The sequence below is a fragment of the Pluralibacter gergoviae ATCC 33028 = NBRC 105706 genome (assembly GCF_001598855.1).
GTDB classification, from domain to species: Bacteria; Pseudomonadota; Gammaproteobacteria; order Enterobacterales; family Enterobacteriaceae; genus Pluralibacter; species Pluralibacter gergoviae.
The window spans coordinates 137,762-157,232 of sequence record NZ_BCZS01000007.1 but is presented as its reverse complement, the minus strand read 5'-3'; the positions used below and the strand labels follow the sequence as shown (position 1 = coordinate 157,232).

At 56.8% G+C, this 19,471-nt stretch carries 23 protein-coding genes; 14 read left to right on the top strand and 9 right to left on the bottom strand.

The genetic code is table 11. From position 1 onward, the window contains the following. Positions 1-5: 5 nt before the first annotated feature. From ENGE1_RS09785 to ENGE1_RS09765, 5 genes are read left to right on the top strand one after another with little or no spacing between them, the layout of a single operon-like run. Complete coding sequence (locus ENGE1_RS09785) at positions 6-782, top strand: fimbrial biogenesis chaperone (protein ID WP_048253481.1); 777 nt, start codon at positions 6-8, stop codon at positions 780-782. A gap of 21 nt (positions 783-803) precedes the next feature. Beyond that, positions 804-1,409, top strand: coding sequence for a fimbrial protein (locus ENGE1_RS09780; protein ID WP_048253480.1), 606 nt, complete (start codon positions 804-806; stop codon positions 1,407-1,409). A 26-nt stretch (positions 1,410-1,435) separates the two neighbouring features. Next, on the top strand, positions 1,436-2,464 hold the full coding sequence (locus ENGE1_RS09775; RefSeq protein WP_225823469.1) for a fimbrial protein: 1,029 nt from the start codon (positions 1,436-1,438) through the stop codon (positions 2,462-2,464). 11 nt (positions 2,465-2,475) lie between these two features. After that, positions 2,476-3,006, top strand: coding sequence for a fimbrial protein (locus ENGE1_RS09770; protein ID WP_048253478.1), 531 nt, complete (start codon positions 2,476-2,478; stop codon positions 3,004-3,006). Between the two features lie 36 nt (positions 3,007-3,042). Further along, positions 3,043-3,756, top strand: a complete 714-nt coding sequence (locus tag ENGE1_RS09765) for an EAL domain-containing protein (protein ID WP_048253477.1) — start codon at positions 3,043-3,045, stop codon at positions 3,754-3,756. 28 nt (positions 3,757-3,784) lie between these two features. Here ENGE1_RS09765 and yjfY read toward each other — a convergent pair whose 3' ends face one another. Beyond that, entirely contained in the window at positions 3,785-4,060 is a 276-nt protein-coding gene (yjfY, locus tag ENGE1_RS09760) for a DUF1471 family protein YjfY (protein ID WP_043081872.1), read from the bottom strand. A gap of 328 nt (positions 4,061-4,388) precedes the next feature. Between yjfY and rpsF the strand changes: the two genes are divergently transcribed. From rpsF to rplI, 4 genes are read left to right on the top strand one after another with little or no spacing between them, the layout of a single operon-like run. After that, complete coding sequence (gene rpsF, locus ENGE1_RS09755; RefSeq protein ID WP_043081873.1) at positions 4,389-4,778, top strand: 30S ribosomal protein S6; 390 nt, start codon at positions 4,389-4,391, stop codon at positions 4,776-4,778. A 6-nt stretch (positions 4,779-4,784) separates the two neighbouring features. After that, a complete protein-coding gene (priB, locus tag ENGE1_RS09750) occupies positions 4,785-5,099 on the top strand; it encodes a primosomal replication protein N (RefSeq protein ID WP_043081874.1) in 315 nt (104 codons plus the stop codon). A 4-nt stretch (positions 5,100-5,103) separates the two neighbouring features. Beyond that, positions 5,104-5,331 (top strand): 30S ribosomal protein S18, encoded by a 228-nt coding sequence (gene rpsR / locus ENGE1_RS09745; RefSeq protein WP_000135199.1) that lies wholly within the window; start codon positions 5,104-5,106, stop codon positions 5,329-5,331. A gap of 41 nt (positions 5,332-5,372) precedes the next feature. Continuing rightward, positions 5,373-5,822 carry a 50S ribosomal protein L9 gene (rplI, locus tag ENGE1_RS09740; RefSeq protein WP_043081875.1) on the top strand — a complete coding sequence of 150 codons (450 nt, stop codon included), beginning with the start codon at positions 5,373-5,375 and terminating at the stop codon, positions 5,820-5,822. A gap of 136 nt (positions 5,823-5,958) precedes the next feature. Here rplI and ENGE1_RS09735 read toward each other — a convergent pair whose 3' ends face one another. Next, the gene (locus ENGE1_RS09735; RefSeq protein WP_048253476.1) at positions 5,959-6,606 is read right to left on the bottom strand and encodes a LysM-like peptidoglycan-binding domain-containing protein; all 648 of its coding nucleotides are present in this window, start codon (positions 6,604-6,606) and stop codon (positions 5,959-5,961) included. Positions 6,607-6,794: 188 nt separating this feature from the next. Here ENGE1_RS09735 and fklB point away from each other — a divergent pair, with 188 nt between their 5' ends. Both fklB and cycA read left to right on the top strand, forming a co-directional pair. Next, positions 6,795-7,415: an FKBP-type peptidyl-prolyl cis-trans isomerase gene (gene fklB / locus ENGE1_RS09730; protein ID WP_043081877.1), complete on the top strand. Its 621-nt coding sequence runs from the start codon at positions 6,795-6,797 to the stop codon at positions 7,413-7,415. Between the two features lie 294 nt (positions 7,416-7,709). Next, positions 7,710-9,113, top strand: coding sequence for a D-serine/D-alanine/glycine transporter (cycA, locus tag ENGE1_RS09725; protein ID WP_043081878.1), 1,404 nt, complete (start codon positions 7,710-7,712; stop codon positions 9,111-9,113). Between the two features lie 44 nt (positions 9,114-9,157). On the opposite strand, the gene ytfE is transcribed toward cycA, so the two are convergent. The 4 genes from ytfE to ENGE1_RS09705 form a co-directional block, all read right to left on the bottom strand. Next, positions 9,158-9,823 (bottom strand): iron-sulfur cluster repair protein YtfE, encoded by a 666-nt coding sequence (ytfE, locus tag ENGE1_RS09720; protein WP_048253475.1) that lies wholly within the window; start codon positions 9,821-9,823, stop codon positions 9,158-9,160. 81 nt (positions 9,824-9,904) lie between these two features. Continuing rightward, the gene (locus ENGE1_RS09715; protein ID WP_043081880.1) at positions 9,905-10,879 is read right to left on the bottom strand and encodes a DMT family transporter; all 975 of its coding nucleotides are present in this window, start codon (positions 10,877-10,879) and stop codon (positions 9,905-9,907) included. Between the two features lie 73 nt (positions 10,880-10,952). Continuing rightward, positions 10,953-11,777: an AraC family transcriptional regulator gene (locus ENGE1_RS09710; RefSeq protein ID WP_045287499.1), complete on the bottom strand. Its 825-nt coding sequence runs from the start codon at positions 11,775-11,777 to the stop codon at positions 10,953-10,955. A gap of 78 nt (positions 11,778-11,855) precedes the next feature. Further along, positions 11,856-12,299 (bottom strand): GNAT family N-acetyltransferase, encoded by a 444-nt coding sequence (locus tag ENGE1_RS09705; RefSeq protein WP_043081881.1) that lies wholly within the window; start codon positions 12,297-12,299, stop codon positions 11,856-11,858. A gap of 697 nt (positions 12,300-12,996) precedes the next feature. On the opposite strand from ENGE1_RS09705, the gene ENGE1_RS09700 reads away from it, so the two are divergent. Genes ENGE1_RS09700 through ENGE1_RS09690 form a run of 3 tightly spaced genes read left to right on the top strand, consistent with a single transcriptional unit; the run spans position 12,997 to position 17,074 of the window. Further along, on the top strand, positions 12,997-14,010 hold the full coding sequence (locus tag ENGE1_RS09700) for a GGDEF domain-containing protein (protein ID WP_080732639.1): 1,014 nt from the start codon (positions 12,997-12,999) through the stop codon (positions 14,008-14,010). 1 nt (position 14,011) lies between these two features. Then, complete coding sequence (locus tag ENGE1_RS09695; protein WP_048253474.1) at positions 14,012-16,558, top strand: bifunctional diguanylate cyclase/phosphodiesterase; 2,547 nt, start codon at positions 14,012-14,014, stop codon at positions 16,556-16,558. An 18-nt stretch (positions 16,559-16,576) separates the two neighbouring features. Next, entirely contained in the window at positions 16,577-17,074 is a 498-nt protein-coding gene (locus ENGE1_RS09690; RefSeq protein WP_048286274.1) for a hypothetical protein, read from the top strand. Positions 17,075-17,116: 42 nt separating this feature from the next. Here ENGE1_RS09690 and ENGE1_RS09685 read toward each other — a convergent pair whose 3' ends face one another. From ENGE1_RS09685 to ENGE1_RS09675, 3 genes are all read right to left on the bottom strand, one after another. Beyond that, positions 17,117-17,608, bottom strand: coding sequence for a FidL-like protein (locus ENGE1_RS09685; protein WP_162268891.1), 492 nt, complete (start codon positions 17,606-17,608; stop codon positions 17,117-17,119). Positions 17,609-17,621: 13 nt separating this feature from the next. Then, on the bottom strand, positions 17,622-18,428 hold the full coding sequence (locus ENGE1_RS09680; protein ID WP_053075582.1) for a winged helix-turn-helix domain-containing protein: 807 nt from the start codon (positions 18,426-18,428) through the stop codon (positions 17,622-17,624). A 192-nt stretch (positions 18,429-18,620) separates the two neighbouring features. Beyond that, complete coding sequence (locus ENGE1_RS09675) at positions 18,621-19,469, bottom strand: SDR family oxidoreductase (RefSeq protein WP_043086384.1); 849 nt, start codon at positions 19,467-19,469, stop codon at positions 18,621-18,623. Positions 19,470-19,471: the final 2 nt, after the last annotated feature.

Below are 19,471 nucleotides of genomic sequence, written 5' to 3'. Positions count from 1 at the left end.
CATTGATGAAAAACTCGACGCATTTTTCTCTGCAGCGCACGCTGCTGACGGCCGCCTGCGGCCTGCTGATCACCGGCGTAGCCCACCAGGCCTGGGCCGGGATCGCTCTCGACAGAACCCGGCTTATCATTAATGAAAAGGACAGGTCCGCCAGCGCCAACCTGACCAATACCAGCCCCGATACGCCCTTTCTCGCCCAGTCGTGGGTGGAGAATGCCAGCGGTGAAAAAATAACCTCGCCGCTGATGGTGCTTCCGCCCCTGCAGCGGATTAACGGCGGGCAGAAGGGGATTGCCAGGGTGACCAAAACCAATGGTATTGACGCCCTGCCTAAAGATCGCGAGAGCGTCTTCTATCTCAACGTGCGCGAGATCCCGCCAAAACCGGATAAGCCCAACGTGCTGCAGATGGCGATGCAGTCGCGCATCAAGCTGTTTTATCGCCCGGCGGCGATTATGCCGGAGCATCCGGGGATGGTCTGGCAAAACCAGCTGGTTTTCCACAAGCAGGGGGCACGCTGGTCGGTTGATAATCCGACGCCTTATTACATCACCATTATCGGCCTGAGCCGTAAAATGGAAGCGCAGGGCGGCGGTAAGCTCACCACCTTCCCCGGCATCATGGTTCCCCCCAAAGCCTCACAAAATCTTCAGGTCACCGACGGCGGCGTCGGCGAGTTCGCCATGATGTTTGTTAACGACTACGGCGGCCATCCTGAGCTCATCTTCCGCTGCAGCGGCGATACCTGCCGCGCGCTGCCGATGGATCAGCAGCCTGAATAAAGTCGGCCACAGGAGGCGTCAATGAAAAAGTGCGTTTGTGCCCTGCTGCTGGCCGCCGTTGCCTGTTCCGCGCAGGCGGGCGGCGGTCGTCGGGATATGACAAAGGTCTCCGGAGAGTACGGCGATGTGCATTTCCACGGCCGGGTTTACGTCTCTCCGTGCGTGCTGGCGATGGCATCCCGCGATCAGACGGTAGATTTGGGCGAAATTTCGGCCCGTTCATTTCATCACAGCGGCGATCGCAGCAGGCCGGTACGGGTATCGCTCTATCTTAACGACTGCCTCAAAGGTGCCGGGCATACGCTTGAGGACACGCCAGGGCAGACCAGCGCCGCGCCGGAGTTTGTGCTCAGCACGGTGGAGCAGGGCGTATCGATAACGCTGATGGCCGAGGGCGACCCGGACAATCGCGATCTTGCCCGCATCAGCGGTGATGTGCAGGGCGCAGGTATTCGCATTCTGACGATGAAAGAGAAGCCGGTGGCGCTTAACCAGACCGAGAGAATGCTGATTCTGAAGCCCGGCGATAACGCGGTCAATTTCCTCGCCGCGCTGGAGTCAACGGGACGGGAAGTCACCGCCGGCGAGTTTCGCGGGCTTATCAGGCTGAAGCTGGAGTATTTATGAAAAGGTCAATAAAACGGCTGGTGGGGATGGCGCTCCTGACGGCGGCTTTTAGCGCCCAGGCCTATGTTCAGGGGGAGGGCGAGCCCGAGGGCGAAGCGCATGTCTACAATATTGACCTCAACAGTCTCGATATCGCTAATAACCGCGTCGGCGGGAGAACACCGGAGTTTACGTGGAATCTTGGCAGTAATTACGTGGTCAATTTTCACTGTGATTCCGGAAGTATTATAAATGAAGCAATCAGTTACACCACGAAATCAACGATGCAGCCGTCGGGGAACAACCGCTTTAAGCTGAATGATTATCTCGATGTTGAAGCCTCCGTGTGGATCGCCGGGAATGTGAATAAATATATTCCGGCTCCTTTCACCAATTATTCCAATAGGTTACGTCAGAATTCTTGCTTTTCCGGCCCGGGCGGTAGCGTCGCGCGGGTTAATAATGTGCAAAGCGGCTCAAGAGGCAAAGTCGTCTTTATTGTGACTAAGCCCATCATTAACGGCATCAATATCACCGGGCAGGCGCTGTTAGACCTGGCGGGCGATCTGGGCGGTCAGGCCATTCCCAGTACGCCTATCTCACGCGTCATTATCAGCTCCGGCCTGATTACGGTCCCGGACAGATGCGTCTTTAATAAAGGGCAAAAGATCGCCGTTGAATTTGGCACATTGCCCAACGCGGCAAGCAAGCTTGATGGCAATAACTACAAGCAGTCGGTGCCCATTCACGTGGAGTGCGAAGGCGGCAGCTTCAGCCAGGGAGCGCTCAACATTGAGTTAGGTATTCAGACAACCACGGCCTCCGGAACCGCCAGCTTTAATCATCAACTGCTGGGTACGCTGAGCAATGGCCAGAAGCGCAGCGATCTGGGGATCCTCCTGCAGGATACGAACGGCAGACCCGTTGTGCCCGACCAATTCTATGAAATGAAAGGATTCTATAAAAATCAGGGGGACTGGAACCTGACCGCGGCGCCGATGGCCAATGCGGGGGCCGGCAGCGTCAAAGAGGGCGAGTTTGAAGCCTCGGCGACGGTGGTGGCGAAATTTCAGTAAGGACAGTGAAGATGGTGAATCGTACTTTTATTGCGCTGTGGGCCGCCAGTGCGGCCTGCTTTGCCAACACCGAGCTCATCGGCGGTGATATGCATTTTCACGGCACGATAACGGCCCTTGCCTGTAGCCTGCCGCCGGGCGGTGACAGGATCGCCGTCGACTTTGGCGAGATTGCGGCGCAGTCCCTGTATCTCTCAGGGCGCAGCAGCCCACAAAAATTTCAAATTCGCCTCGTTGACTGTAACCCGGAGGTCTTCCGCTCGGTGGCGGTGATCTTTAGCGGGCCGGAAGATCCTGAACTGCCCGATCATCTGGCGCTTAGCAGCGGCAGTGACGCAAAGGGCATCGCGATAGGCCTGAGCGAAGATGACGGCACGCCGGTCCGCCTCAATCAAAGCACCTCCCGACAGGAGGTCGTGAAAGGCGATATGGCGCTGGATTTCCAGGCATGGGTTGAAGCAGAGCCCGGGGCGAAAAAAAACAACTCGCTGAATTACGGCGCATTCACCGCCAGCGGGACGTGGACGCTGAGCTATCAATGACTCTTCATCCAATGATTAACCTAAGAATGAACACACATGCAGACAGATAATTGCCCTGAGACGGCTTCTCAGGAAACGCTTTCTCCGCCTGAAGAGGTGAGAGTGACGGGATTCAGACTGGAATTAATCCATTTTTTACGCAGGCCGCTCCACGGCGTCCGGGAAGTCTTGAGTGAAGTGAGCGCCGGGGTGGCCGCGGAGGATTTCTTCCGGGATCTATCGGAAGAGAGTAAAAAGCAGCTTTTTTGCCAACAGATGGCCAGCGTTTTACCGTTATCCGGGCGCTACACCCTTAATCTATCGGTCAGTATGCTCGCCGATGCGGCTTTTGTTGAGCAGATCCTGGCTCAGAAACTGGGCCGGAAAATCATTATCGAGATACAGGATCCGGGGAGTCTGCTGAGGCTCAATAGCATTGAACAGCAGACTATTTTTACCGCCGTTAAGCGCCTGTCGGCGGAGGAATATCAGGTCTGGCTGGACGATCTCTATCCTGAGCATCTCTATGCGTGGAGCCGGTCGGGGCTCGTTTTTGATGCCGTCAAAATCGACTGCCACCTGTTCCGCCAGTTCAGTCAATCCGCGGCGGTATTTGCCAGGCTGGTAAGGCGATATCGCGATGCCGGAAAGATGGTCGTTGTCGAAGGCGTCGAGAGCATTGAGGATTATATAATCTGCCTGCGGAGCGCAGCCGATGCGCTTCAGGGGTATTTCTTTCGCCAGGAGTGGCGTAGACTGTCGCTGCATTGAAAACCGCCCCACGTGCGTGGGGCGCAGATTACCGGTAGATCACCGCACTGGCGTGCATTGGGCCATTGCTGCCCGGCTCGCGCATCAGGATGGGATAATAGAGCCGCGCGCCGCGCGCGTCTGTTTCCGCGCTGAGCGCCTGCTCGGCTTCGCTCTCGGTGGCGATATTATGATTGATATAGATGACTCCCAGGCTCATGACGTCGTCCATATTCTTAGCCTGCGAGGCGGAAATTTTAATCGCCGCCGTGGCGTTGCTGCTTAACAGAAGGGCGGCCAGCAGGGCCGTTATCATGCGTTTCATCGTCTTCACTCCTTATCGCCGGACTGCGCTGACGCTCTGTCCTTTTTGCAATCGGCTCAGTGATGACATTAAGTGTAACCCTTTGTCTGACGGGCAATCGCGACCATTTCTGATGCTGTTGTTCAAAAATTTGCCGCGTTGTTTATTGGTTAATTTTAAATCATCGCGTTATCGCTGATTGGCGCTTTGTGCGAATTACCTTGTATTTGCCAGGTAGCGTAAGTATGATTACGCGTCAATTTTTCAGCCGACTCTTAACACGTTCCTTGCCTCCCCGGGCCTCGGCTGACCCAGACAGGAGGCTGAATAATCCGTAAGGAGCAATTCGATGCGTCATTACGAAATCGTTTTTATGGTCCATCCTGACCAGAGCGAACAGGTTCCGGGCATGATCGAGCGCTACACCGGTGCAATCACTGGTGCAGAAGGCAAGATCCACCGTCTGGAAGACTGGGGTCGCCGTCAGCTGGCTTATCCGATCAACAAACTGCACAAAGCCCACTACGTTCTGATGAACGTTGAAGCGCCGCAGGAAGCGATCGATGAGCTGGAAACTAACTTCCGCTTCAACGATGCCGTTATCCGCAGCATGGTTATGCGTACCAAACACGCTGTAACCGAAGCTTCCCCGATGGTTAAAGCGAAAGACGAGCGTCGCGAGCGTCGTGAAGATTTCGCCAACGAAACCACTGAGGATGCTGGGGATTCTGAAGAGTAATTACTGATGGCCAACCGTCTGGCGCTGTCCGGCACCGTGTGCAGGGCACCCCTTCGAAAGGTCAGCCCATCAGGAATTCCTCACTGCCAGTTCGTGCTTGAGCACCGTTCCGTGCAGGAGGAAGCCGGTTTTCACCGGCAGGCGTGGTGTCAGATGCCTGTAATAATCAGCGGGCACGAGAACCAGGCCGTTACTCACAGTATAACGGTCGGCACGCAACTCACCGTTCACGGGTTCATTACCTGCCACAAGGCGCGAAATGGCCTGAGTAAAATGGTGCTGCATGCCGAGCAGATTGAATTGATAGATTCTGGAGACTAGCCAAATGGCACGTTATTTCCGTCGTCGCAAGTTCTGCCGTTTCACCGCGGAAGGCGTACAAGAGATCGACTATAAAGATATCGCTACGCTGAAAAACTACATCACCGAAAGCGGTAAGATTGTCCCGAGCCGTATCACCGGTACCCGTGCAAAATATCAGCGTCAGCTGGCTCGCGCTATCAAACGCGCCCGCTACCTGTCCCTGCTGCCGTACACTGATCGTCATCAGTAATCGGTCACGGTCCATTAATACGACTTTAAGAGGATAAGGTAATGCAAGTTATTCTGCTTGATAAAGTAGCTAACCTGGGTAGCCTCGGCGATCAGGTTAACGTTAAAGCGGGCTATGCTCGTAACTTCCTGGTTCCGCAGGGCAAAGCTGTGCCGGCTACCAAGAAAAACGTTGAGTACTTCGAAGCACGTCGCGCTGAACTGGAAGCCAAACTGGCTGACGTTCTGGCTGCTGCCAACGCTCGCGCTGAAAAAATCAACGCCCTGGAAACCGTTACTATCGCGTCTAAATCTGGCGACGAAGGTAAACTGTTCGGTTCCATCGGTACCCGCGACATCGCTGACGCTGTAACTGCAGCCGGCGTTGAAGTGGCGAAGAGCGAAGTTCGCCTGCCGAACGGCGTTCTGCGTACCACTGGTGAGCACGAAGTGAACTTCCAGGTTCACAGCGAAGTGTTCGCTAAACTGGTAGTAAACGTTGTTGCTGAGTAATTAATTACTCCGCTGTGACGAAAAAACGCTGGCCTCGCGCCGGCGTTTTTTGTTTTTGGGGAGAGAGCCAATTCCCTCTCCCTGTGGGAGAGGGCGCAAACGGGGCCTCTCCTGCGGAGAGGCGCTTTTACCCGTTTTACCTGGCGCGGATAAAGCTGCCGTTAGACTGGCGGGTAAACAGCACCTGCTGGCCCCCGGCGTCAACGGTTAAGCCGGTGACCACGCCGCTGGCGTTCTGCCTGATTTTCACCATCTGACCGGCCTGCAGCGAGCTGAGCGGCTTACCGGAGCCCTCAACCTGCGACATGGCGTAGGCATCGGTGGCGGGCAGGTTATGATCGCGGAACAGCTGCGCCAGCGTTTTGCCCGATTCCAGCCGGTAGCTGCGCCACTGCTGATCGATACCCGACGGCGTACTCTGATTCTGCGCCTGCGGCATCGGGTCATCAGGCTGCCCCTCCTGCACCACTTCCGGCGATGCCGGTGCCGCCTGGCCCGGATCGCTGACGGTCGGCGTCGAGGTAATCGGCGGCAGAGGCTGCTGCAGATTTCCCTGCTGCTGCGGCTGCGACTCGGACTGCAAATCGAGCTGCGCTTCGCGCCTGACCTGCGTTGTATCTGCGCTATCGCCGCCGCCCGGCAGCAGAAAGCCGATTATCACCAGCAAAAAGCCGATAATAATGCCGCGTCGGTGCATCAGCGGCAGCGGATCCAGAATGCGAATATTATCCGGGGCATGCCAGATTTTGTGCAGCATTGGTTGTAGAGCGAATCGCCCGGGCATTGTGCTTACCTCCTGCTCCGCGTTTCCCTGTATGTGACTCAGTATAACCATAATTTTGCTTATACACGTCATCCTTCAGGCAGCCTCGACGCCGGTGTTTAAATGATGTTATCTACCCGTAACGTTTTACCCGCCGCAGTGAGACTGCTATGCTGCCCGCTGATTAACATCAGATGAAAGGAAAGAGCATGGCAACCCCGACTTTTGACACCACTGAAGCCCAGGCCAGCTACGGCATCGGCCTGCAGGTAGGACAACAGCTGAGCGAATCCGGCCTGCAGGGTCTGCTGCCGGACGCGCTGGTAGCTGGTATTGCCGACGCGCTGGAAGGTAAGCAGCCGCAGGTACCGGTAGACGTGGTGCACCGCGCCCTGCGTGAAATTCACGAACGTGCCGACGCGGTACGCCGCGAGCGCTTCGAAGCGATGGCTGCCGAAGGCGTTAAGTATCTGGAAGAAAACCGCGAGAAAGAGGGCGTGAGCAGCACCGAATCCGGCCTGCAGTTCCGCGTTCTGACCCAGGGCGATGGCCCGATCCCGGCCCGTACCGATCGCGTACGCGTTCACTATACCGGCAAGCTGATTGACGGCACCGTCTTCGACAGCTCCGTCGCCCGCGGCGAACCGGCTGAGTTCCCGGTCAACGGCGTGATCGGCGGCTGGATTGAAGCCCTGACCCTGATGCCGGTCGGCTCTAAGTGGGAGCTGGTTATTCCGCACAACCTTGCCTACGGCGAGCGCGGCGCCGGCGCCTCTATTCCGCCTTTCAGCACGCTGGTGTTTGAAGTGGAACTGCTCGAAATCCTGTAAGCGCGTCAAATCCTCTCCCGCAGGCGGGAGAGGCTCCCCTCCTGCAGCAAAAAATGTTTGATTAAAGAAAAATGTGGCATCTTATGTTGCAATACGACGCTATGAGTGTATTTTTGTGAGCTGTTTCGCGAAGAGATAGTGATATAACACTCACTTTAAACATAACGTTAACATTATATTTAAAACATAGTATTCATCCCGCCGATTCTTACCTACTATCGATGCATCCTTATTACAGGATCGCAAAAGGCCGCAGAGCCTGAATAACACAACAGGAACAACAGGAAAAATCACATGGTAGATCAGGTCAAAGTTGCCGCGTCTGAGGACCCGGCGGCTGAACAGTCGCTACGGCGCAATCTCACCAACCGCCATATTCAGCTTATTGCCATTGGGGGTGCCATCGGTACCGGGCTGTTTATGGGTTCAGGTAAAACCATCAGCCTCGCCGGGCCGTCGATCATCTTCGTTTATATGATAATCGGCTTTATGCTGTTTTTCGTCATGCGCGCTATGGGCGAGCTGCTGCTGTCGAATCTGGAGTATAAGTCGTTCAGCGACTTTGCCGCCGACCTGCTCGGCCCCTGGGCCGGATACTTTACCGGCTGGACCTACTGGTTCTGCTGGGTGGTGACCGGCATGGCCGATGTGGTGGCCATCACCTCATACGCCCAGTTCTGGTTCCCCGGTCTGTCGGACTGGGTCGCGTCCCTGGCGGTGATTGTCCTGCTGCTGGGCCTGAACCTCGCCACCGTGAAGATGTTCGGTGAGATGGAGTTCTGGTTTGCGATGATCAAAATCGTCGCCATCGTTGGCCTGATCGTGGTTGGCCTGGTGATGGTACTGACGCACTTTACTTCACCGTCCGGGACAGAGGCGTCTTTTGCCCACCTGTGGAACGACGGCGGCTGGTTCCCGAAAGGCATCAGCGGCTTCTTCGCCGGCTTCCAGATCGCGGTGTTCGCCTTTGTCGGCATTGAGCTGGTGGGCACCACGGCGGCGGAAACCAAAGATCCGGAGAAATCCCTGCCGCGCGCCATTAACTCGATCCCTATCCGCATCATTATGTTCTACGTCTTCGCGCTGATTGTCATTATGTCCGTGACGCCGTGGAGTTCCGTGGTGCCGGAGAAGAGCCCGTTCGTTGAGCTGTTTGTGCTGGTGGGCCTGCCGGCAGCGGCGAGCATCATTAACTTTGTGGTGCTGACCTCCGCAGCCTCTTCCGCCAACAGCGGCGTGTTCTCCACCAGCCGCATGCTGTTTGGCCTGGCGCAGGATAAGATGGCGCCGAAAGCCTTCGCGACGCTGTCAAAGCGCGCGGTGCCGGCTAAAGGCCTGACCTTCTCCTGCATCTGCCTGCTGGGCGGCGTGGTGATGCTCTACGTGAATCCGAGCGCGATTGCCGCGTTTACCATGATCACTACCGTGTCGGCGATCCTGTTCATGTTCGTCTGGACCATCATCCTCTGCTCATACCTGACCTACCGCAAGCATCGTCCGCAGCTGCACGAAGCCTCGAAGTACAAGATGCCGCTCGGCAAGCTGATGTGCTGGGCGTGCATGGCCTTCTTCGTGTTCGTGATTGTGCTGCTGACGCTGGAGGATGATACCCGCCAGGCGCTGATCGTCACGCCGCTGTGGTTTATCGTGCTGGGCGCAGGCTGGCTGTTTGCCGGTCGTAAGCGGCTGGCTAAGTAAATCCCGATGGCCCGCGCCGGCGTCGGCGCGGGCCACTTCTCTTTTTACTTTTCTCCCGCCAGCGCGCGCGGGAAAAGCGCATTATTTTCCAGGCTGATGTGCTCCATCAGATCGTCAATCATCTCGTTAATGCCGTTATACATCGCTCTCCACGTTGTACAGGCTTCCGGCGGCGGTGTGACGTTATCGGTGATGTGCTTAATCACTTCCACCAGCTCGCCGGCCTCGTCGTGTTCGCTCTCCATCACGCTAATCGGGCCACCGGCCTGCGTTCCCATACCCTGCTTAATCATCGGAAACAGGATCTGCTCCTCTTTCATCATATGGCTGGAAAGCTCCTGATGCAGAGCGGTGAGGTATTTGGTCAACCCGCGCGGGACGCTGGGCTTGTCGGCGTGAACGCGCTCGACTTTTGTGGCCTGCAGGATAAGCTCCGGCAGCTGCTCCCGGTGCCTGTCGTGATAGCGGACGATAATGTGGTCGATCATCTCGCCCAGCGGCTGCGCGTGCCACGCTTTGCCGGCCGGCTGTTCGGCCAGTCGGGCCAGCTCGGCCTCCAGCATGGTGACGTCCAGCGCCTTGCGTTCGGCGACGCGCGCCAGGGTTTGCTTCCCGCCGCAGCAGTAGTCCATGTCGTACTGACGAAACAGCGCGGAAGCGCGGGGGATGGCGAGCGCCAGCTCGCCCAGAGTGTGATCGCGAAAGGCCATGGCCGTTACCTCATCTGAAAAGTATAAATTGCATTTTAAATGCATCTTTAAGATAAGGGAATACCCCTTCCGGATAGCGGCCTATTTTGCCGCCTCTTCCCGCAGCACCTGCAGGGCCGGCTTTTGCGGCTTCGCGCGTACGGCCATCACCACGCCCGCGATCAGCAGGGCGATGCCGCCGAGCGTCAGCGGCGGCGGAAAGTGCTGCCGCAGCAGGAAGGTGTAGAGCAGCCCGGCCAGCGTCTCAAACACAATCAGCGGGCCGAGGACAACGGTCGGCAGGCGCTGGCTGGCGATATTCCAGCACAGGGCGCCGATCCACGAACAGCACACGGCGATAGCGATCATCAGCGCGGTGAAAAAGAGCGGGCGCGGGCCAAGCGGAAGCGGGAAGTCTGCCGATGTCTTTGCCAGCCACAGGCAGGCGGCGCTATATCCCAGCAGCGATACCGGCAGCGTAACCAGCGCCTGGGCGGTGGCCCACATCATCGGGTTCTGCTGCGGGTGTTCCCGCAGCCAGCGGGCGTTGCGCAGCGCGTACCACGCCCAGCACGCAACGGCGAGAGCCGCGAGCCCTATCCCGCTGCCGTGGCGCAGCCAGCTGAAATCCGGCAGACCGTGCCGCAGTTCGGCAATGTTGACGCAGACAACGCCGGCGGCAGTGCAGAGCAGGGCGGGCGCCATGGCGCGCCAGCGGAGCCTGCCGTCCCGGCGGCCGTAAAACAGATTGGCAAACACCGGGATCACCACCGGCAGCGTGCCGATAATCATCGTCGCCACCGGCCCGCCGGCGCGCTGTATCGCGCTGGCGAGACAGACGTAGTAGATAAGATTGCCGCCGAGGGTCAGCAGCAGGGCCGTCAGCCAGTCGCGGGCGGTGAGCTGCTTCAGCCCGGCGCGGCCAAGCCAGGACAGCGGCAGGGCGATAAGCCCGAGCGCCAGATAGCGTCCCATCGACTGCAGCAGCGCCGGATACTCCGGCACCAGCAGCGGCCCGACAAAAATCATGCCCCACATCAGCCCGGCCAGCAGGGCGTACAGTACTCCACTCAACATTCCCGGCTCCTCGCGGTTATTGAGGATCAGGGTAGTGAAGCCGCGGCTGCGCTGTCTTGTACCAGCTTGCGCATCAGCGGCCGGTAACCTGCCGCTGATAGCGCGCCGGCGTAATGCCGTAGCGGCGGCTGAAGGCGCGGGTAAGGTGGGACTGATCGACCAGCCCGGTAGCGGCGGCCACCTCGGAGGCGGGCATCCCCTGGGTGAGGAACTCTTTGGCCCGCCACAGGCGGATAGCCATCAGCATCTGATGCGGCGTGACGTGATAGCGCTCCTTGAAGCGCCGCTGGAAATGGAAGGGGCTGAGGGCGGCGACGGCGGCGAGTTCATCGAGGGTAATGCTGCGCATATAGTTGTCGTGCAGATAATCGCGAACCTGCTCAAAGCGCTGCGCGCCTTCCTGACGCTGCGGCGTATGGCAGGCAAAGGGCCGGAAGGTATCAATCAAATTCAGCAATATTCCCTGCTGCGCCAGCGGCTCTTCGCTGTGCCAGAGCGCGTAGATTTGCTGACAGATCTGCGCCGAGCGTCGCGGATCGGTGCGCAGCACGTCGCTGAACCACCAGTGGCGGATGCCGGTCACCTCTTCCAGCAGGTCGGGATGCAGGTAGATCATCCGGTAGCGCCAGCCGCCCTCGGTTTCGGCCTCGCCGGTGTGCAGCTCATCCGGATTCATGGTGACGATGGCGTTGACCGACGCGACGTGCTGGGCGCCGCGGTAGCGAAAGCGCTCTGCGCCGGCTTCGATCGCGCCGATGCCGAAGGCTTCGTGGGTGTGGGGTTCAAAAGCGTAGCGGGAGATGTGGGCGTGATAAAGTTCCAGACCCGGAAGCTGTTCCAGGTGGCGGAAGCTGGCGCAATCTGTTGGATCGTCGAACTGTTCTGGTACGCCCTGCACGGACACCTCCCACAAAGTATCCCGCAATTATCGGAGATACTTTGTGAGGATGCTACACTGCGCGGCGTTTCCTGCGGATTATTTCAGGAATTTATTGTAGGTGTAGAAGTCGGTATCGCGGACAAAGCCGTTACGCTCATAAACTGCCTGAGCCTTCACGTTGTCGGTCGCGGTCGCCAGCATAATGAATGCGGAGTCGGATTCGTTGGCCAGCTGCTCTGCGCGTTCGATAAGCTGCTGCGCGACGCCGTGCTTACGCGCCGACTCGTCAACGAACAGATCGTACAGTAACCAGATGCGCTTCATTTCCAGGGAGCAGAACAGAGGATAAAGTTGGGTAAAGCCAACAACCTTACCTTCTGATTCTGCGAAGAAAATGATCGACTCTTTTAACTGCAGACGTTTCAGCAGAAAATCGCGGCTCTGTTCCGGTTTTTCTTCAACCTGATAGAAACGACGATAGCCAAGATAGAGCGGCAGAACTTTATCAACGTCCTGGGGCTGAGCCTGATATATTTTCATGTGATAACCTCATTCATAATGACAGAGTAATTATATTCCATACTTTTAAAAAGCAAAGGCAGGAACGTATCAATATGTATCTGTAAGTATTTCGCCGCGAACCGGGCAGGAAATATTGACAGTCATACCGTGCTGTTTTTTTAATTAACGTGGCTATGCTTGACATGCGTCAATGATAGCGACTGTTATGGGCCGCTATATGAATATATTCTTGGCTAAATTGTTAACATCAGTAACCGCCCTAACGATTATGCTGGTTGTATAAAGTAATGATAGGAACATTACTGGTAATAATTGTTATGGTGATGAGCTATTTATGCCTTCCATTAAAGGTATAGCACAAAAAGGATAGCGTATGTTTTTCATTCTGACCAGTTGAACTGCCCTCGACAACAGGTTTTGTAAGTGTAGTTTGATTGTTAAATTAATATTTTATTTTTTATTCTGGTAAAGTGCATTTTCTTGGTCTTTAGTTATTTATAAATCATTAATAAATGGATTTTAATTCTGATTAATGTGTAATTTGCGATATAAATACAATGTTGGGCCTCACGCTGCTAAGGTAAGCGCGGTGAATGTTGCTGAGCAACGATTCAGGGAACTGCGGAGGCGGTAGACCCGGAGGGCCGATATGCCGGGTGTCGCAGCAGCACGGGCCGGGAGTGAACTTTAACCCATTACTTAACGTCATTACCTTATGAAGCTATCTAACGACACCCCCGGCTACGCATCGAGCCTGCATCATCTTCTTACTTTTACGACACTGGTCGTCAGCCTGGTGTGCTTTGCCATGTTCTTTTCACGGATAGAAAAAATGAATGCTGACATGGAGAATATATTGAGTGTCTCGATACTGAAGTCAGAGTTCTTAACGCATATCAACGATGCAATGTATCTTCATGATAACCTCGATGCAACGTATCAAAAGAACATTACCTCTTTATACACCGGCTATGTGAAGCATGTATTCGCTGCCGACATCAGCAGCGCATTAAAGTATGAGGAAGAACATTTTGCTGAAAATATCTACCTCAAGGCTCGCGACCGCGATATTCATACCTTATATGATGATATCGGTGTGAATAATAATCAGTTTCCCCAGCTGGCGCGCAGCGCGATGAAACAGACTCGCGAGGTTTATAGCCGCCAGCTGTTAATACTGATTCTTATTCCCACGATAATGGCGCTGCTGCGCAGCATTCAATCCGTTTACTATTTCTACTCGCTGCGCCGGCTTCGCGGCAATTATATGATTGATCCCCTCACCGGCGTTTATAACCGTCGCTATCTGTCACAGCTGCACGACACCCAGGAAGTCTGCTACATCCTGGCGATAGATATCGACAACTTTAAAACCATCAACGACAGCTGGGGACATGGATTTGGCGATCGGGTATTGCAGGAGTGCACCCGCCAGATGACGTCACATCTGCGCGAATCGGATTTTGTGGTCCGCATGGGCGGCGATGAATTTTCTATTTTCCTATTCAAAACCGACAGAACGGGCGCGCTGAGGGCTTCCCGACGCCTGCTGGAGATGATTAACGGCCTGCAGATCCCGCTGCCGGATGACGGCAGCTTTACCCCCTCCATCTCGATGGGGCTGGCGCGCTGCGACGGCAATGTTGAACTGGCGCTGCATCAGGCCGACCTTAATCTCTACGCCTCAAAGAAGAAAGGCAAAAATACCCTGACAACGGAGGGCGAATAGCATGAAATGGCTTAATCGCATTCATATTTCGCTGCGCACCACCATCTTCACGGTGTTCTTTTGCTTTTCGCTGCTGATGATCGCCGGCGTGCTCTATATACAGCTGTATCGCGAAAATCAGACGCTCAACGTGATGAGCGAGCGTATTATCGATACCCGCGGAGAAGCGGTCAGGAACGCCCTGAATTACTACCTGAACATCCCTGAGCAGGCTAATTCGATTGCCGGCATCTTCGTTAAAACGCTCGATTATAGCGACAAAGAGGCCAGCTTTTACCAGATCCGCGATTATCTCTACAAAATAATGACCCAGAGTTTTAATCGCGACTCTCTGCTCAGCTCCATCGCTTTCGGCAGTATCGACGGCGACTACGTTGGCTTCTCGCGGGATCTTGAGACCAACTGGACTTTCCAGATCAAGAAGAATCATGAGACCGACAATAAGCTGGTGTTCTACAAAGACGGCTCCTCGACCAGCCCGGTGATGGACACCGTTGATGACTATAATCTTTTCGCCAGGCCCTGGTTCAGCCAGGTTAACCGCTCCCGCCACTCCGAATGGACCAGCGCCTATCGCGACGTAAACTCCGACTCCGGCGTCAGTATCTCCTACAGCTCGCCGCTGACCGATAAGCGCGGCCATTACGTGGGCGTTGTCTCAAGCGATCTGCGCCTCAGCCGGCTTAATCGCTACCTGGCGAGCCTGACGGCGACCCAGCACAGCCTTATCTATCTGGTCAACGATCGCCAGCAGATCATCGCCGCCTCCGAGCCGCGCCTGCTGCTTGGCGAATCGGGCCACGGCCTGGCAGAGCAGAGCGGCACGGGCCTGCCGCTGGTGCAGGACAGCGCCGAGCCGGTGGTCAAAGCTTCCGCCCGCTACCTGGCGCCCGGTGAAGGCAACATCCACCAGATAGACGTCGGCGGCTCCCGCTACTACAGCAAAGTTATCCAGGTCGGCGATGCCGTTAAGCTGCGCGGCTGGCGGATGGTGGTGCTGGTATCGAAGCAGGAACTGCTGGGCGCGGTCAGCGGCTATCGGGAGATGACTATCGTTATCGTCATCCTGCTGGTGCTGATAGGCGGCCTGCTGGCGCACCGGATCTTATCGGTCATTGTTAACCCGCTGCGGCGGATTGCCGAACAGGCCCCGCAAATCGCCCACACCCGTAAGATAGAACATAATGAAGGCTGGTCCTTTGACGAGATCAATACCCTCGACAATGCCCTGCACCGGATGGCAAGGGATCTGGACAGCGCCTTCGCCCGGCTGGAAGATCAGATCAACATCGACAGTGAGACGGGGCTGTTTACCCGTAAAGGGCTTATCTCCGAGTTCGGTGAGGATCGCCAGTTTCACGGCGTGATGGCGATGGTCAGCCTCAGCAAACTGCAGACCAACTTTAATAATCTCGGCTGCGACTATGCCGCGCGCTATCTGGAAGCGTTTATTCAGTTTGTCTACCGCACGTTTCCCGGCGATACCGTTCTGGTTCGCGATTCCATCGATCGACTGATTGTCTGCTGTCCCGGCAAGGAGACCCGGCAGATGGATGCCCTCGCCGCCCGCATGCTGAATCTGATGCAACTGGCCGAAAGCGAATACGCCACCAGCCGCTTCGTGTTCATGGGCTACGTGGGCGTTGTGACCTGCGCCGAGGGATGCTCGCTGCAGGCCGCAATGACCAATGCCAGTATTGCCCACCAGGCTGCCCGTCATCGCCACAGCGCCAAAGGCTGCCTCTATGACGCGTCGCTGCGCGAACAGGCGCTGAACAATATCTCGATGCTGAATCAGCTCTACGGCGCGATCCCGAATAACGAGCTCTACCTGGTCTATCAGCCCATCGTGACCATTGGCCGGGAAGCGGTCGATGAGGCGGAGTGCCTGGTGCGCTGGAACAGCCCGGAGCTTGGGATGGTACGCCCGGATCTGTTTATTCAGATTGCCGAGGAGTCCGGCTTTATTATTCAGCTTGGACGCTGGATTTTCTCTCAGGCCTGCCGCGAGCTGGGAGGGCGGATTGCCGCCAGGCTATGCAGCGCGATGTTTAAGCTGCACGTGAACGTCTCAAATATCGAACTTTCGCAGCCCGATTTCTGCCGTTTCATTCTCTCGACCATCGCCGCGAATGGCCTGAATACGCGCAATATCAGTATCGAAATTACTGAAACCAGTATGATCAACGGCTACTCGGAACTTAAAGAGACGCTGTCGACGCTCAGGAGCGCAGGCGTGACGATAGCGATAGACGACTTCGGCTCCGGCTTTTCAAGCCTGTCGTGGCTGCACAAGCTGGAGTTTGACACCTTAAAAATCGACCGCAACTTTGTCATGGATGTGGAACATAACCCGCGAAATGCGTCGATTATTTCGGCCGTGATCCGCATCGCCGAAGGTTTTGGCGTGCCGCTCATTGCCGAAGGCGTTGAGAACGAGCAGGTGCTGGAAAAACTGCGGTCAATGGGCTGCGCCAAGGCGCAGGGCTACTATTTCAGCCGCCCTCTGCCGTTTGACCAGTGGCCTGCCGCTCTCGTTAAACATTAAAACAAGAGACAAGCATTAATGAATTATCGCGTTTTGAAACCCGCTGCCGCAGCGCTGCTGCTGGCATCCTCCCTCTCCTCGTGCGCCGGCTACCACACCTGGAAAGGCATCAGCTATATGATGGACGAGGATAAGGCTCTGACGGCGGAAACGGCAAAGTATCGTCAGGGAGAGTGGAAAAAATCAGCGGCGACTGACGCGGAAGCCGCGCAGGTGCAGACCCAGTTCCGACGCGGCTACCTGAAGGACGTGGCGAAGTTGTTCGATAAGTTTGGCGCCTCTGACGCCGTGACCTCGGCGATTGCCGATGCTAAGGGCGATGTGAATATCAAATTTGGCAAGACCTGGCGCTACAGCCAGGGCGACAGCCGCTACTACTGCTCGACCTTCCTGGTGCTGGATCAGGACGGTCAGAACCGGGCGAAGAACGTGGTTACGCCATTCTTTGTCGAATCCGACCGCGATCCAAATATGGCCAACACCACCGCGACGCTGGTGAAACCGCTCTGCCATTAAACCCGCTCCGGCGATGCGCCAGCCGCATCGCCGCTTTATCCCCTAGGCCCTGTCGACGCACATAATCACCGGCGAATACATGCCGCCAATGCTGTAGGTGTTGGCGTTGACTCTGCGCACTACGTAGCTGTCGGTGGTGCCCGGCTTGCCGCTAATATTCCGCTCAATCAGCGCATCCGGCGTGTCGTCCCGCTGGGCGCGGTGCTGCGACGTCGTGGTCAGGGCATAAATGCCTTTTTCATCCTTTGAACGATAGCGAAAGCGGATTTCGCGAGCGACGGTAGTCTTATTATCTGCCTCACTGGCGCTGCCAATCAGCCAGATATAGCCCGTTTCATCGGCTCTGAAGCGCACCAGCACCGTGCCCTCGAAAGTAAATCCCCGGCTGTCGGTCTCGCTATGGCGATGCATTGCCAGCGTCGATTCGCATAAAAAATCGAGCGTCGGCCGCTGATAATGTTGCCGGATGGACCAGAGCGTCCAGCCCGCCAGCAGGATATTGACGGCGAGCAGCGCGAGCACGATTTTCTTCACGGTTATGTTCATCTTAATTGTTATAGCTGCTGTGGCATTTGGCATAGCGGCCGTCGGCCGCCGGGTAGCAAACGGCAATAAACGGGATTTGCGTTGCCTGCTGCTCGGGCGTTTCCAGCAGGCGGTAAAAAATAGCGCTGCCGGCCGGGCAGGGAAGCGCCGCGCGCTTCATCTGCGCCGCAATCATGCGCAGGTTCTCCTGGCCGCTGCTCTGGCTGGAGCGGTAGAAGCTGTACGCCGGGCAGCCGCCTATTTCGCCGGTCAGATAGCGCGCTTCGTAAAGCGGCGTATCCGGTAACGCGTAGCGGTATGCCGCGTAGCCGAGGTTTGCCACCGTCAGCAGGGCGAGCAGGAGAAGCAGGATGCGGTTTTTGCGGGCGGCGGGCGAGCGGCGGGCGGCGGTCGCAGGCGCTACCTCGACGCCGGCGTCGTGGGCTGCGGGTTGCTGCGGCAGCGGGCGGGGAAGCTGAACAGGTCCGGCGGTAACCTCCAGCTCCGGGCTGAACATAAAGCCGACTCTGGGCACCGTGACGATTGCCATCTCTTCGACGCCAAGATCGGTAAAGTTGCGCCGCAGCATGCTGATGTACTGATTCAGGCTGTTATTCGATGACTTAAGCCCGTAATTATCCCAGACGTGCTCCAGCAGCTCTTCGCGCGCAAGCACGCTGCCCTGATGGGCAATAAGAAGCTGCAGCAGGCGGTTTGCCGTCGGCGTCAGCGAGATTTCGCCCGCGGACTCCTGATGGCTCTCGTCGGTGAGCGTCAGGCTGCCGTCATCGGGGTTATAGATGACCGTTCGATTGATGCAATAGACCACGAAGATACCAGACAGTCAGTGTGTATTTGTCTGAAGTATAATCGCCGCCGTCAAAAGCTATCAACAATAATGCTGTCGGCAGAACGTTTATTTTCAGAAGAAAATATCGTGGGTTTGCCTTTGGTGACAATATGTTTGTCATCAGTGACCGGGGAAGCCGCAGCGGCGGAACTCACCGCTGCGGCGCCGGGTTTACAGAATCGTTTTAACGCTGTCGGCAAGCGGCGTCGTCGGGCGGCCAATCAGCCGGCTAAGGGTTTTGCTGTCGTCAAACAGGCCGCCTTTCGACGCCCCGATGTCCGAGTCGGCCAGCATGTCGGCCAGGCCGTCCGGCAGGCCGACGCTCTTCAGCGCGGCGGCAAAATCGGCTTCGCTCATGTTCTGATAGGCCACGCTTTTGCCCGTTTGCTTACTCAGCTCGGCGGCCAGCTCGCTCAGGGTCCAGGCGCTGTCGGCGGCCAGTTCGTAGACCTTGCCCGCGTGCCCCTCTTCGCTTATCACGCGTGCCGCCGCCGCTGCATAGTCGGCGCGCGGTGCGGCGGAGATTTTGCCGTTACCGGCGGCGCCGATGAAGATCCCGTGCTCAATTGCCGGCGGTGCGCTGGCGAGGTAGTTTTCGACATACCAGCCGTTGCGCAGCAGGGCGTAAGGGATCCCGGCTTCGGCGAGCATTTTTTCAGTTTCCACGTGCTCAACGTGCAGGCCCAGCGGCGAGCTGTCGGCGTGCAGCAGGCTGGTGTAGGCGATGAATTTCACTCCGGCCGCCTTTGCCGCATTGATGATATTGCGATGCTGGGCGGCGCGCTGGCCCATTTCGCTGCCGGAGATCAGCAGCAGCCTGTCAACGCCCCGCAGGGCGGCGGTCAGCGCGGCTTGATCCGCGTAATCGGCCTGGCGAACCTGAATGCCCTTATCGCTCAGGTCCTGCGCCTTCTGCGGGTTGCGGGCGATGGCCACCAGCTGGCCGGCCGGCTGCGTTTTCAATAGCGCTTCAATGACGAGGTGGCCCAGCTGTCCGGTAGCGCCGGTAATTGCGATCATCA

What these genes read in the sequence shown, in the direction of transcription:
- ENGE1_RS09695 (WP_048253474.1), top strand. Translation starts at nt 14,012, where the DNA reads ATGAAATGGCTTAATCGCATTCATATTTCGCTGCGCACCACCATCTTC.
- yjfY (WP_043081872.1), bottom strand. Translation starts at nt 4,060, where the DNA reads ATGAAACGCATGATAACGGCCCTGCTGGCCGCCCTTCTGTTAAGCAGC.
- ENGE1_RS09775 (WP_225823469.1), top strand. Translation starts at nt 1,436, where the DNA reads ATGGCGCTCCTGACGGCGGCTTTTAGCGCCCAGGCCTATGTTCAGGGG.
- ENGE1_RS09700 (WP_080732639.1), top strand. Translation starts at nt 12,997, where the DNA reads ATGAAGCTATCTAACGACACCCCCGGCTACGCATCGAGCCTGCATCAT.
- ENGE1_RS09785 (WP_048253481.1), top strand. Translation starts at nt 6, where the DNA reads ATGAAAAACTCGACGCATTTTTCTCTGCAGCGCACGCTGCTGACGGCC.
- priB (WP_043081874.1), top strand. Translation starts at nt 4,785, where the DNA reads ATGGCCAACCGTCTGGCGCTGTCCGGCACCGTGTGCAGGGCACCCCTT.
- rpsF (WP_043081873.1), top strand. Translation starts at nt 4,389, where the DNA reads ATGCGTCATTACGAAATCGTTTTTATGGTCCATCCTGACCAGAGCGAA.
- ENGE1_RS09735 (WP_048253476.1), bottom strand. Translation starts at nt 6,606, where the DNA reads ATGCCCGGGCGATTCGCTCTACAACCAATGCTGCACAAAATCTGGCAT.
- fklB (WP_043081877.1), top strand. Translation starts at nt 6,795, where the DNA reads ATGGCAACCCCGACTTTTGACACCACTGAAGCCCAGGCCAGCTACGGC.
- ENGE1_RS09705 (WP_043081881.1), bottom strand. Translation starts at nt 12,299, where the DNA reads ATGAAAATATATCAGGCTCAGCCCCAGGACGTTGATAAAGTTCTGCCG.
- ENGE1_RS09780 (WP_048253480.1), top strand. Translation starts at nt 804, where the DNA reads ATGAAAAAGTGCGTTTGTGCCCTGCTGCTGGCCGCCGTTGCCTGTTCC.
- ENGE1_RS09770 (WP_048253478.1), top strand. Translation starts at nt 2,476, where the DNA reads ATGGTGAATCGTACTTTTATTGCGCTGTGGGCCGCCAGTGCGGCCTGC.
- ENGE1_RS09690 (WP_048286274.1), top strand. Translation starts at nt 16,577, where the DNA reads ATGAATTATCGCGTTTTGAAACCCGCTGCCGCAGCGCTGCTGCTGGCA.
- ENGE1_RS09675 (WP_043086384.1), bottom strand. Translation starts at nt 19,469, where the DNA reads ATGATCGCAATTACCGGCGCTACCGGACAGCTGGGCCACCTCGTCATT.
- ENGE1_RS09715 (WP_043081880.1), bottom strand. Translation starts at nt 10,879, where the DNA reads ATGTTGAGTGGAGTACTGTACGCCCTGCTGGCCGGGCTGATGTGGGGC.
- rplI (WP_043081875.1), top strand. Translation starts at nt 5,373, where the DNA reads ATGCAAGTTATTCTGCTTGATAAAGTAGCTAACCTGGGTAGCCTCGGC.
- ytfE (WP_048253475.1), bottom strand. Translation starts at nt 9,823, where the DNA reads ATGGCCTTTCGCGATCACACTCTGGGCGAGCTGGCGCTCGCCATCCCC.
- ENGE1_RS09765 (WP_048253477.1), top strand. Translation starts at nt 3,043, where the DNA reads ATGCAGACAGATAATTGCCCTGAGACGGCTTCTCAGGAAACGCTTTCT.
- cycA (WP_043081878.1), top strand. Translation starts at nt 7,710, where the DNA reads ATGGTAGATCAGGTCAAAGTTGCCGCGTCTGAGGACCCGGCGGCTGAA.
- rpsR (WP_000135199.1), top strand. Translation starts at nt 5,104, where the DNA reads ATGGCACGTTATTTCCGTCGTCGCAAGTTCTGCCGTTTCACCGCGGAA.